The organism is Nocardioides salsibiostraticola (assembly GCF_054783655.1).
In genome coordinates this window covers 77,764-89,951 of record NZ_BAAGQD010000026.1, presented here as the reverse complement: position 1 = coordinate 89,951, position 12,188 = coordinate 77,764, and the positions used below count along the sequence as shown (strand labels likewise).

11 protein-coding genes are annotated in these 12,188 nt (G+C 70.2%); 6 read left to right on the top strand and 5 right to left on the bottom strand.

What is annotated here, in order from left to right:
- Nucleotides 1-21 precede the first annotated feature (21 nt).
- Together ACYVLV_RS14975 and ACYVLV_RS14970 are read right to left on the bottom strand one after the other, a co-directional pair.
- Nucleotides 22-1,560: a glycerol-3-phosphate dehydrogenase/oxidase gene (locus tag ACYVLV_RS14975; RefSeq protein ID WP_460811171.1), complete on the bottom strand. Its 1,539-nt coding sequence runs from the start codon at nucleotides 1,558-1,560 to the stop codon at nucleotides 22-24.
- Nucleotides 1,557-2,249 carry a TetR/AcrR family transcriptional regulator gene (locus tag ACYVLV_RS14970; protein WP_460811168.1) on the bottom strand — a complete coding sequence of 231 codons (693 nt, stop codon included), beginning with the start codon at nucleotides 2,247-2,249 and terminating at the stop codon, nucleotides 1,557-1,559. The genes ACYVLV_RS14975 and ACYVLV_RS14970 overlap by 4 nt, the downstream gene beginning before the upstream one ends.
- Before the next feature lie 17 nt (nucleotides 2,250-2,266).
- On the opposite strand from ACYVLV_RS14970, the gene ACYVLV_RS14965 reads away from it, so the two are divergent.
- Nucleotides 2,267-3,862 carry an FAD-binding oxidoreductase gene (locus ACYVLV_RS14965; RefSeq protein ID WP_460811165.1) on the top strand — a complete coding sequence of 532 codons (1,596 nt, stop codon included), beginning with the start codon at nucleotides 2,267-2,269 and terminating at the stop codon, nucleotides 3,860-3,862.
- Complete coding sequence (locus ACYVLV_RS14960; RefSeq protein WP_460811163.1) at nucleotides 3,859-4,782, top strand: diacylglycerol/lipid kinase family protein; 924 nt, start codon at nucleotides 3,859-3,861, stop codon at nucleotides 4,780-4,782. Before ACYVLV_RS14965 ends, ACYVLV_RS14960 begins: the two co-directional genes overlap by 4 nt.
- A gap of 63 nt (nucleotides 4,783-4,845) precedes the next feature.
- Here ACYVLV_RS14960 and ACYVLV_RS14955 read toward each other — a convergent pair whose 3' ends face one another.
- Together ACYVLV_RS14955 and ACYVLV_RS14950 are read right to left on the bottom strand one after the other, a co-directional pair.
- Nucleotides 4,846-5,517, bottom strand: coding sequence for an AIM24 family protein (locus ACYVLV_RS14955; RefSeq protein ID WP_460811162.1), 672 nt, complete (start codon nucleotides 5,515-5,517; stop codon nucleotides 4,846-4,848).
- 49 nt (nucleotides 5,518-5,566) lie between these two features.
- Nucleotides 5,567-6,250, bottom strand: a complete 684-nt coding sequence (locus tag ACYVLV_RS14950) for a pirin family protein (RefSeq protein WP_460811159.1) — start codon at nucleotides 6,248-6,250, stop codon at nucleotides 5,567-5,569.
- A 64-nt stretch (nucleotides 6,251-6,314) separates the two neighbouring features.
- On the opposite strand from ACYVLV_RS14950, the gene ACYVLV_RS14945 reads away from it, so the two are divergent.
- Entirely contained in the window at nucleotides 6,315-7,607 is a 1,293-nt protein-coding gene (locus ACYVLV_RS14945; protein WP_460811158.1) for a glycoside hydrolase family 1 protein, read from the top strand.
- An 83-nt stretch (nucleotides 7,608-7,690) separates the two neighbouring features.
- On the opposite strand, the gene ACYVLV_RS14940 is transcribed toward ACYVLV_RS14945, so the two are convergent.
- The gene (locus tag ACYVLV_RS14940) at nucleotides 7,691-8,353 is read right to left on the bottom strand and encodes a sulfotransferase (RefSeq protein WP_460811156.1); all 663 of its coding nucleotides are present in this window, start codon (nucleotides 8,351-8,353) and stop codon (nucleotides 7,691-7,693) included.
- 54 nt (nucleotides 8,354-8,407) lie between these two features.
- Between ACYVLV_RS14940 and ACYVLV_RS14935 the strand changes: the two genes are divergently transcribed.
- From ACYVLV_RS14935 to ACYVLV_RS14925, 3 genes are all read left to right on the top strand, one after another.
- Nucleotides 8,408-9,496 (top strand): sulfotransferase family protein, encoded by a 1,089-nt coding sequence (locus tag ACYVLV_RS14935; protein ID WP_460811153.1) that lies wholly within the window; start codon nucleotides 8,408-8,410, stop codon nucleotides 9,494-9,496.
- Nucleotides 9,493-10,434: a hypothetical protein gene (locus ACYVLV_RS14930; protein ID WP_460811152.1), complete on the top strand. Its 942-nt coding sequence runs from the start codon at nucleotides 9,493-9,495 to the stop codon at nucleotides 10,432-10,434. Before ACYVLV_RS14935 ends, ACYVLV_RS14930 begins: the two co-directional genes overlap by 4 nt.
- Nucleotides 10,435-10,604: 170 nt before the next feature.
- Complete coding sequence (locus ACYVLV_RS14925; RefSeq protein ID WP_460811150.1) at nucleotides 10,605-12,137, top strand: glycosyltransferase family 2 protein; 1,533 nt, start codon at nucleotides 10,605-10,607, stop codon at nucleotides 12,135-12,137.
- Nucleotides 12,138-12,188 lie beyond the last annotated feature (51 nt).

The window sequence follows — 12,188 nt, the reverse complement described above, 5'->3', positions numbered from 1 at the left end:
GCCAAGGTCCAGTTTTATCGGTCAAGCAGTGACACCAGCCAGCGTCAGTGCGCGCTGGGCCAGGGGTACGGCGGCCTCCCGATCGGCGGGGACGAGTCCGATGCGCGTACGCCGATCCAGCAGGTCGTCGACGTCGCAGGCGCCCTCGTGGGTGATGCCGAAGAGAAGCTCGGCCAGCGTCACCGGAATGGTCGACGAAACCGGCGCGAGGAGCTCGGCGTCGGGCAGACCCGTCACCGCCCGGGCCGATTCGAGCACCAGCTCCGCGTCGGTGCCGTAGCGCCGGATCAGACGCGCGGGGGCTTCCAACCGGGCCAGGTCGGAGCGGGGCGCGGCTCCGAGGAGCGGCAGATTGCGGGTGCGGCACTCCCCGGCGCGCAGGTCACCGTGAGTCACCGCAGCGTCGACCGCGTCCTGGGCCATCTGCCGGTAGGTGGTGAGCTTGCCGCCGACGATGGTCACGACACCGGATCGGCTGACCAGGGTCGCGTGCTTGCGGGAGAGATCGGCGGTGGAGTCCTCGCCGGCCACGTCGAGCAGCGGGCGGAGTCCGGCGAAGGCGCCGACGACGTCGCTGCGGTGCAGCGGACGGGTGAAGGCTGCGGACACGACGTCGAGCAGGAAACCGATCTCGGGTTCCGAGGGGGTGGGGACGTCGGGGATGTCGCCCTCGATCGGCTCGTCGGTCAGGCCGACGTAGATGGTGCCGTCGGGCTGGGGCAGCACCAACACGAACCGGTTGGTCTCCCCGGGCACGGGTGCGAAGACCGACACCGACAGGCCGGGCAGTGCCTGCGCGCGCAGCACCAGGTGGGTGCCGCGGCTCGGGCGCAGGGTGACCTCCTCGACCAGGTCCCCGGCCCACACACCGGCCGCGTTGACCACCGCGCCGGCGGTGACTGTGTGCTCGGCGCCGCTGAGCTCGTCGCGCAGCCGTACCTCGGTGCCCGTGGCCGAGAGCACCCGGGATCGGGTCCGCACGTGGGCGCCGTGATGGGCCGCCGTACGGGCGATGGTGGTGACCAGACGGGCGTCGTCCTCGAGTTGGCCGTCCCAGGAGAGCAGCCCCCCGCGCAAGCCGGCCGATCGCAGTGGTGGCGCCATCTGGAGGACCTCGGTCGCGGAGAGTCGACGAGGTTTGGGCAGCGTCTCGACCCCGGTCCGGGCGGAGCGGCGTAGGGCGTCGCCGGCCAACAGCCCGGCCCGGGTCAGCGCGGCCTGGAGGCGGGTGACCGAGGAGGACAGGGGGACGACCATCGCCATCGGGCGAGTCAGGTGGGGAGCGGTGATCTCCATCAGGATTCCGCGTTCGACCGCGCTCTCGTGGGCCACCCCGACCTGTCCGTTAGCCAGGTAGCGCAGGCCGCCGTGGACGAGTTTGGAGGACCAGCGCGACGTACCGAAGGCCATGTCGTGGGCGTCTACCGCCAGCACGGAAAGGCCGCGGGAGACGGCGTCCAGGGCCACACCGGTGCCGGTGACTCCGAGCCCGATGACCACGAGGTCGACGTGGGTGGGGGCGTCAGCTAGCCCGGCCCGGATGCGCGTCGGGGCGCTCACGGCTGCAGCGCCCGGGTGAGGAGTTCGGTGAGCTCGGCATCGAGTTGCTCTTCGGTGCAGTCGTCGTCCAGGACGGTCTGGGCGGAGAACACGAACCCGTAGCCGGTGAGCATGAGGGTGCGGGCCAGGGTGGTCGGGTTGCCCGGCCGGATCTCGCCCGCGTCCTGGCCGGCACGCACGGCCGCCTCGGTCAGGTTGAGCACCAGGTTCTGCGAGCGCCCGCGGCGGTAGAACAGGTAGGGGAGGATCAACTCCGGGTCCAGCTCGACGATCCGGACGAACAGCTCGTTCTCGCGCAACTCGTGCACGGTCGCGGTCACCTGGGCCACCAGACGGTCTACGCCGCTGCGTTGGTCCTGCTCGCGGACCACCGCCTCCACCACCCCGGACCATTCCCGCGCCATCAGGTCACTGAGGAGCTGGGGCATGTCGGGCCAGGTCCGGTAGATCGTCATCCGCGACACCCCGGCGCGACGAGCCACCTCGGTCAGCGTCGTACGCCGCCAGCCCACGTCGAGGATGCAGTGACGCGCGGCATCGAGGTAGCCGTCCCGGGCCTCGCGGGGCCCCTCCTTGGAGGCGGCGGTGCCACCCGCCTGGTCGGTCGACGCAGCGCCCGGCTGGGTGCCCGGCTGGTCCGCGGCGTCGAGACCACTTTGGTCGGAAGGGTTGTTACGAAGTGACGACATGTGTAACACTGTAACACATGACCTCATCACGCCCGCTCGTCGAACAGTCCGAGATGCACCCCCAACGGTGGGGCGACCCGGCCTCCCAGACGCAGTTGCCAACCAGCGCCCGGGACCTCGTCGAGATGGCCTTCGGCCTGACCGAGAACCCAGCCAGCGACGCCGTGGACCTGCCGCCGGTGGGGATCTCCTCGACCCTGGTCGACCACCTCAAGGACCTGTTGGGTGCGGCCCAGGTGCTGACCGACGACGCCACCCGTCGGCTGCGCACCCGGGGCAAGTCGACCCCGGACATGCTCAAGGCCCGCGCAGGAGACCTCACCGATGCCCCCGACGTGGTCGTCCGCCCCTCCACGCACGACGAGGTTGCCGCCATCCTGGCCTTCGCCGTCGAGCACCGGCTGGCGGTCGTCCCGTTCGGGGGCGGTACGTCGGTGACGGGCGGTCTGGTCGCCCGGACCGGTGGGTACGCCGGCTGCCTCTCGCTGGACCTGATCCGGATGAAGGCGCTCATCTCGGTGGACCACACCTCGATGACCGCGACCCTCGAACCCGGCCTGCGCGGACCCGAGGCAGAGGCGCTGCTGGCCGCCGAGGGGCTCACGCTGGGGCACTACCCGCAGTCCTTCCAGTACGCCACGATCGGCGGATTCGCCGCCACCCGCTCCAGCGGGCAGTCCAGCGCGGGCTACGGCCGCTTCGACGCCCTGGTCGTCGCGCTGCGTGTCGCCACGCCCCGCGGTGAATGGCGGCTGGGCAGCTCGCCGGCCAACGCCGCCGGACCGGACCTGCGCCAACTCGTGTTGGGTTCCGAGGGGGCCTTCGGTGTCATCACCGAGGTCACGGTCCGGGTCCGAGCGCTCCCCGAGACGCTGGTCTACGAGGGTTGGCGCTGGCCCTCCTTCGCCGTCGGCGCCGAAGCGATGCGGACACTGACCCAGTCGGGTCTGCTGCCGACGGTCATCCGGTTGTCGGACGAGGCCGAGACCTCGATCAACCTGGCCAACCCCGACGCCGTCGGCGGTGCGGGCGACCCCGGCTGCCTGATGATCACCGGCTACGAGGGGACCCCCGCAGCGGTGGAGGCCAAGCGGACCGCCGTGACCTCGGTGCTGACCGGGTTGGGCGGGACGAACGTCGGCACCGACCCCGGTGACGCCTGGGCCCACGGACGCTTCAACGCGCCCTACCTGCGCGACTCCCTGCTCGACGTCGGCGTCCTGGTCGAAACCCTCGAGACCGTCACCTGGTGGTCCAACCGGGATGCCCTCTACACCGCGGTGAAGACCGCGCTCGAGACCTCTCTGGGCGAGGGCACGATCGTGCTGTGCCACATCAGCCATGTCTACGAGACCGGCTGCTCGCTCTACTTCACCGTCGCTGCGACCGGTGCTGCGACGGGCGGCCTGGAGCGCTGGCTCGCTGCGAAGGCCGCCGCCAGTGACGCCATCACCGCCACGGGCGGCAGCATCACCCACCACCACGCGGTCGGCACCGACCACAAGCCGTGGCTCACCGCGGAGATCGGCGAGCTGGGCGCCTCGGTGCTGCGCGCCGTCAAGGCCGACCTCGACCCGACGGGCATCCTCAACCCGGGGGTGTTGATTCCGTGAGTGGTCCCGTGACGCGGTCCTTCACCTTCCTGGTCAACCCCAACTCCGGTGGGGGGGCCGCCCCCGAGGCCGTCGTCCCCGTTGCCCGGTTGCTGCGGGACGCAGGCGCCCGGGTCGACGTGACCTACTCACCCGGACCCAAGTCCATGGGCGGGTTGGTTCACGAGGCGGTCGAGCGCGGCGACGTCGTGGTCTCGGTGGGAGGCGACGGGATGCTGTCGTCGCTGGCCGGTTCCGTGCACGCCGTGGGAGGCACCCTGGCCGTGGTGCCGGCCGGGCGGGGCAACGACTTCGCCCGCATGCTCGGTCTTCCCGAGACCCCCGAGGGGGAGGCGAAACTGCTGCTCGAGGGCGAGGCCCGTCGGGTCGACCTGATCTCCTGGACGGTGCCCGGAGCGGCTCCCCGGATCATCGCCGGCTCGGTCTACTCGGGAGTCGACGCCCACGCGGCGGAGATCGTGGACCGGGTGACCTGGTTGCCTCGCTCGTTGCAGTACCCCTACGCCGCCCTGCGCGCCCTGGCGACCTACCGTCCGGCCCGCTACGTCGTGTCGGTCGACGGGGTCGACCACAAATTTTCCGCCTCGAACGTGGTCGTCGCGAACTCGGCGTACTACGGCAAGGGCATGAAGATCGCGCCCGCCGCGGTCGTGGACGACGGCCTGCTCGACGTCGTGGTCATCGAGGCCACCTCGAAGGTGGCGCTGATGCGGGCCCTGCCGACGGTCTACGACGGTGAGCACGTGTCCCGCCCCGAAGTCACCATGCTGCGCGGCCGACGGGTCGAGATCCGGGCCGACGGCGCCCGCGGCCAGGTGCCCGTCGGCGGCGACGGCGAGCCGCTGGGCGTCGTACCGGCCCTGGCCGGTGCGCCCGGTGTCGCCGAGGTGCTTCCGGGGGCGTTGTCGATCCTGGCGTGACCCGGGGTGGGAGTCCCCGGTTCGCCGGGGACTCCGACGCTGCCACGCGGTACGACGAGTGGCTCAGCTGCTCTGAGTGGTCTGCGGCTTCCACTCATAGGGTTGAACGATCACGAAGCCCGGGCCGTGGAAGGCGTACTGGAAGGCCTCTCCGGATCCCCCGCGGATCAGCGAGGACATCTTCATCGAGTTCACCACCTGAGGCACGAGGTTGGCCGACCAGGCGACGCAGGCCTGGGTGTCGACGTACGTCGGCTGCTGGGAGCAGTCCAGCAGCACCGGCTTGCCGACGGTGCACAGCGCGACCGTGCCGGTCCCGGTGACGGTGGTGTTGAACAGGCCGCCAGCGAGGATGCCCGCACCCTTGGTGCGGTTGATGTCCCAGTTCAGGGCGGCGTCGAAGGCCAGGAGGTTGCGGCCGTTGATGCTGATCGCGTCGCCGGTGAGTTCGACGAGGTAGATGTAGCCCGATTCGTTGGCGAAGAACACCTCGCCCTGGCCGTGGACCCGCATGAGCGGGTTGTCCTCGGCGGTGACCATCTTCTTGAGCAGCTTGCCCATGCTGCCGGCCTTCTCGTGCTCGAACTGGATCTGGCCCTGGTAGGCCACCATCGAGCCCTTCACGGCCAGCACCGGTTCCCCGAGGGCGACCCGGAGCATCTGGGAGTTCTGCTGGACGAACCGTTGGGTCGTCTCGTTCTCTTGCAGGGATTGGTCGAAGAGTTCGCTGCGCATGGGGCCATCCAACACGCTGGGCGGACCTGAGACCAGAGTCAGACCGGAGTCAGACGATGTCGAACACCCACACCAACAACAGCGTCGGCACACCGGCGGCCACGGTGTGCGCCGGCTCGTCGGTCATCTCGAACGCATCGCCCGCGGCCAACGGCTCGGCCATCGAGGAACGGGTCAGGGCTCCGGTCGCGACGTAGGCGTGGACCAGGGGACCGCTGGGGAGTTCGGCGGGGGATCCGGGCTCGAGGTGCAGCGCGTAGAGCGTGGCGTCGGGTCGGGGCCGGGCGATCTCGACCAGGCTTCCCGGCTGGACCGCAGGCGTCGAGACGTCGTACGACGTGGGTCGGGCGTCGTCCGCCGGCCGAACCCAGGCCTGGACGAAACGACACAAGCCGTCCTCGGTGGCGTGCTCCGCGTGCTCGACCCCACCCTCCGCCCCGTCGCCGGTGCTGAGGACCGCGACGGACCCGGCGGGCACGATCACCGATTCGCCGGATGCGTCGGTGTGCCGCAGGGCCCCGGACACGACGTACGACACGATCTCGAGGTCGGCGTGCTGGTGCAGATCGAACCCGCGTCCAGCCCCCAGGAGGTGGTCGTCGTGGCAGACCATCGGCCCGATGGCGAGCCGTTCGGGGTCGTAGCGCTCCCCGAACGACAGCGAATGATGGGTCATCCGACCCTCGGATCGTTCTGCGAACCGGGCGGAACCCCGGCGAATCTCTACCGTCACGTGCAAGATTGTGCCGGTGCCCCCTACTCGCCGTCCCGCACTACCCCCTGGGTTCAGCTTCGGCGTGAGCAGTTCTGCGCTCCAGATCGAGGGTGGCGAGGCGCGCGGGCAGAGCATCTGGGACACCTTCGCGACCCTCCCGGGTCGGATCGCGGACGGGACGACGCCAGCGATCGGAGCCGATCACTACCAGCGCTACCGCGAGGACATCGACCTGATGAGGCGGCTCGGCGTGGACGCCTACCGGTTCTCGTTCTCCTGGCCGCGGATCCAGCCGACCGGCAAGGGCCCGGCCGACCCGGCGGGCCTGGACTTCTACGACCGCCTTGTCGACGGTCTTCTCGAAGCCGGGATCGAGCCGACCGCGACCCTCCTCCACGGCGACCTGCCCAGCGAGCTGGAGGCCGACGCCGGGTGGATCAACCGCGCCACCATCGACCACTTCGCCCAGTACGCCGCCCTCCTCGGTGAGCGGTTCTCCGACCGGGTGGCGCACTGGATCCCGATCAACGAACCCAATGTGATCGCGCTGGTGGGGTACGGCACCGGTCGGTATCCCCCCGCCCGTGCCCTCGGCTTCGCCTGCCTTCCGGTGGCCCACCACCTGCTGGTCGCCCACGGTCGGGCGACGGTCGCACTGCGTGATGCGGGAGCCCGCAGTGTGGGGTGTGCGAACCTGCACGCCCCGATCTGGCCCGCGAGCGAGGACGCCGCGGACGTGGGGGCGAGCAAGTGGTTCGACTCGATCTGGAACGGCATGTGTCTCGAGACGATGCTGCTCGGTCGCCTTCCGGCCGATCTGGCCCCGATGCTCGAGGAGTTCGTCGAGGAGGGCGACCTCTCCATGATCCGCCAACCGCTCGATTTCTACGGCGTGAACTACTACAACCCGCTGAAGATCGGCGCTGCCGCGGAGGACGCGATCACCCCCTTCGTGGTGCAGGAGATCCTGGGCTACCCGACCACCGACCTGGGGTGGCCGATCGTGCCCGACGCGCTGCGGGAGTGGCTGGTCATGCTCCGCGCCCGCTTCCGCGCGGCGCTGCCGCCGATCGTGATCACCGAGTCGGGGTGTTCGGACAACACGCCCCTCGACGCCGACGGGGTGGTCGACGACCAGGCGCGCATCGACTACCTCGACGCCCACCTGAACGCGGTCGCCGAGGCCGCCCAGCGCGGGGTCGACGTACGCGGGTACTACGCCTGGTCGCTCCTGGACGGCTGGGAACTGATCGACGGTTACACCCAACGCTTCGGCCTGGTCGACGTCGATCACGAGACCCAGGTGCGCACGCCCAAACGCTCGTTCCAGTGGTACGCCGACAAGATCGCCTCGCAGTCCCCCTCGCTCGGCTGATCCGCTTGTTACTGACCGTCGTTACTACTTCCGGACCGTTATAACTGTCACCTAGTAGTAACGACGGTCAGTAACAAAGCCAGTCACACCGAGTAGCGGACCGCCAGCACCTCACGTACGGCATCGGCGTCGTACGGCTCACCCAGCCAGGCGAACATCGGCTCCAGGACACTCGGGTCGGCGACGTACTCGTCGTAGTGGATGCGGTACGCCGCGTCGCCCAGCGACTCGGCCAGGGCCAGGATGCCCTCCTCGACCCGGGCGAGCCCGTCGGCGTGGTCGCCCTGAGCCCACCAGCCGCTCGCCAGCACCGAGGCGTGGTCACGGGTGTTGATCAGGAACTTCGCGCCCGGGAAGACCTCACGCAACCAGGCGACGTACTCCTCCAGATCGGGTTGGTACCACCGGATCTCCTTGAACCCGGTCACCCGGGTGTCGGGTTTCGGGCGCAGTACCGTCTCCACGGCCAACCGCCGGATCAGCTTGATCGATCGCTCCGGGGGAAAGTCGCCGATCCCGAAGAAGGGATCGGTCTTCATCCGCAGCCGCTTGATGGGTTTGCGGGTCGATTCGGTGAGCATCGTGCGGTGGAACTCGAACAGGTGGTGCAGGGCGTCCCGGTTCTCGCCGCGGATGAGGTACCCCGGCAGCGAGTTCAACAGCCCGGCCACCAGGGTCGACCCCGACCGGCCGTAGGTGACCACGAAGAGGTAGTCGAGGTCGTCGCGGTGGGCGTTGCTGGGCACGGGGGCAGTCTGTCAGTCACACGTTCGCCCCGCCCATCTACTAGCGTGTGCGCCATGGCCCCCGACGGATCTTCAGCTGCCCCAGCCGCCCCGGCGGCCCATGGTGCGGGCCGCAAACGCCGGGTCGTCTTCGTCGTCGGCTCCGGCCGCAGCGGCACCAGCACCATGGCCGGCACCCTCCAGGCCCTCGGCATGCACGTGCCCCAACCCGAGGTCACCGCCGACGAGAGCAACCCCAAGGGGTTCGGGGAGCCGCAATGGGTCGTCGACTTCCACACCGAGCTACTGGCCCGCGCCAACGTCGCGGTCTCCGACTCCCGCCCCGCCGCGTGGTTCGAGTCCGGCAAACTCGCCACCGACGAGGCGCTGCGCGAACGGCTCCACGAATGGCTGGCCGGGCAGTTCGAGATCGCCCCCGAACTGGTCGTGAAGGACCCCCGCCTGGCCTGGTTCATGGGTCTGTGGCGCTCGGCGACCCTGCGCTGCGACGCGGCCCCGGCGTACGTCACCATGCTCCGCCCGGTCACCGAGGTCGTCGGCAGCAAGGAGCGCTACTACGCCGCCCGCTCCGGTGAGATCAACCGCACCGCCGCCTGGGTCAACATGATGCTCCACACCGAGCGCGGAACCCGCGGCTCGACCCGCGCCTTCGTCCGGTACGCCGACCTCCTGGACGACTGGACCGTCCCGCTCGCCGGCGTCGGCCAACGCCTCGACCTCGATTCGGTCAACTCCGCTTCGGCCAACAAGGTCCGCGCGGTCCACTCCTTCATCGATCCCGGCCTGCGCCGCGTCCAGCTGACCTGGGACGACATCGAGGTCCCCGCGCGGCTGCGCGAGATCGCCGAGGAGTCCTGGCAGGGCCTCAACCGACTCGCCGATCCGGACGGGGACACCCCCGAGGTCCACGACCAGCTCGACGAGCTGCGGGCGGCGTACTCCGACTACTACGGCGAGGCCGAAGCGGTCGCAGCCTCGTCCGCCTTGGCCGCGCACCGGGCCGGAAAGGCGGCCGGTCATCCCTCCGAGCCGACCCAGGGCCTGGTCCGCCGCGGTTCGGACCGCGTGCCCCACGGCGTCCGCGCGATGGTGCCCGAAAGCGCTCGCCGCAACCTGCGCAAGGCGCTGGGCCGGGAGCGATGAGCGCTTCGGTGGACGGGGCCCGAGCCGCAGACATCGCCTGCCGCGAGGGCGATCCGGGGTACGACGTCCGCTGGGCCTGGCACGACGGCCCCCTCAAGCCGGGACTGACGTGTGTGTTCCGGGTCAAGAACGAGGCGCGGAACCTGCCGTGGGTGTTGCCGCCGATGTTCGAAGCCGTCCAACACGTCGTCCTGGTCGACAACGGCTCCGACGACGGGACCCTCGAGGTCGCCCGACGGGTGGCCGAGGAGTGCGGGGCGAGTGACCGGTTCACCGGGACGACGTACCCCTTCTCGGTGAGTCGCGCCGGAGGCGAGCACCTGGCCACCCCGCCCGATTCGGTGCACTCACTGACGCACTTCTACAACTGGTCGTTCTCCCACGTGCGCACGGCGTACTCGATGAAGTGGGACGGCGACATGGTCCTGACCCGCGACGGGGTCGGGATGCTCGCCGACTTGGCCTGGCAACTCGAGGACTCCAACGCGGTCGTGGCCATCCCGCGGCATCCGATCACGATCGAGAGCGAGTCGGTGGGCTGGATCGACCTCGGGTTCCGGTTTCTGGAGCCGTGGATCTACCCCATGGGGCCGGAGTTCACCTACGTGAAGGCCTTCGAATGGGAGGTTCGCGAGTTCCCCGAGACCTCGGAGCGGATCATCGCGCCCGAGGGGCTGACGGTGGAGCTCAAGTGGCTCGACGCCGACGAGTTCGGCCACTGGACCAACCCCGAGGACTTCGAGGCGGCCCGTGCTCCGCGCAAGCGCCGCGAGTGGTTGGTGGACTCCTCGGTGCGTGCCGGTCGGGGTGCCGAGGTGCCGGGTCTGGTGCGGATCGAGGCGCCCCCGGGCGAGCACATCGTCGACTACGTGACCGGCACCTGGCTCCAGCAGGCCCCGCGTCCCCTGGTGCAGCGGCAGGCCTGGCGTGATGTGTGAGTCCCCACGCTGGTTCAGGTGTGACGAGCGCAGCGAGGAGCCTCGAAACCTGGTGACCGTTCTCGCTCACTTGGGTCTACACGATGCTTGGTTTCGAGGCTCAGGCCTGGCGGCCTTCACACCTCAACCAGCGCCAGGGCCCCTCGCACCTCGGCATGCCCGAGGCACGAATGCCTGAGCCACAGGCCGTCCGCGGGTTTCTCGACCAATCACCCGACGCGCTGCACCTCGACGGGACCCCTGGCCTGCCGGGGAAGTACCCCCGCGTCCTCGTCTCCGTCGCGGACGTCGCCGAGCTTCGCGCCACCGAGGTGGCCAGGGGAGTGAAGTCCCCGGTGATCGGGGTCTACCTCGCCTCCGCCGACGCCGCCCTCTCGCTGCGGCCCAAGCCCGAATGGCCGCGCCTGCTCGCGATCCGCAGCAACGAGGCCGCGGACGGGCAGGGCTGGATCACCGTGCTCCGCTTCGCCCGCCAGGTTCCGGTGGCCGAGGTGACCGCCGAACTCGGTCGACAGGCGGTCTGGCCCGACCGTCGTGGCAACGAGGGTCTGTGGGAAGTGGGCGCCGACAAGGTCGAGCCGGACGACCTCGGCCGGTGGCAGACCGACGAACCCGGACCGTTCGACGAGCGGGTCCTCAACCCGATCGGATTCGTCGAGGCCACCGACCCCCGCGTGCTCGACCTGGCCGAGATCGATCTGTACGGCGGGGTGACGGCCGGTCTGGTCGCCTCCCTACGTCCGTACGCCGGGGTTCACGCCGACTGGTCGATCCCCGAGATGAACACCGCCGTTGCTCAGTTGGCGATGGCCGGGGTCCCGCTCATCGCTGCGGACTCGCCCCCCGCGTTGCGCGCCATCGGGCCAGCCCTGGCGGCCCCGGTCGATCTGGCCGATCCCGTCGCGCGCGAGGAGCACAGCATCGTGCTGCGCCGGGCCGCGTTGGCGGCGTACTCCACGTCCGCCTGGCGGCGCCGTGTCGGCAGCGACCTCGGGATCAGGGTCGCGGCCCCCCCGTCGGTCAGCGTCGTGTTGGCGACCCGACGGCCCGAGATGTTGGACCACGCGTTGGCCCAGATCGCGCGTCAGCGCGGAGTCGCGGACCTGGAGGTCGTGGTCGCCCCCCACGGGTTCGAGCCCGACCTCATCCCTCTGCGCGAAGCACTGCCGGGCCGGGCGGTGACGGTGCTGGCCCAGCCGGAGACCGCGGTGTTCGGCGACGTCCTCGCCACAGCGGCTGGCGCCGCGTCCGGGGACGTGGTCCTGAAGATGGACGACGACGACTGGTACGCCCCCGACTTCGTCGCGGACCTGCTCCTGGCCCGTTCGTACTCCGGCGCCGAGATGGTCGGCTGTGCCCCCGAGTTCCACTACCTCACCGAGCAGGACCTCACCATCCGTCGCGGCCACCCGGCTGAGCTCTACGCCCGATTCGTCGCGGGAGGCACGATGATGATCGACCGCGCGATGCTCCGCGAGATCGGCAACTTCCGCTCGGTGCGCAGGTGGGTCGACGCGCAGTTGCTGGCGGCCGTCTTCGCGGCGGGCGGGACGGTCTATCGCACCCACGGTCTGGGCTACGTCCTGCGCCGCAACCCCGGTGGCCACACCTGGGACGCCGACCTGGAGTTCCTCCTGGATCCCGACCGGATGGCCGCGTCGTACCCCGGCTTCCGCCCCAGTCGCCTCCTCGAACTCCCCTGACCACGAAGTTCGTGAAATGGCCCCGCGAAGTTCGTGAAATGGCCCCGCGAG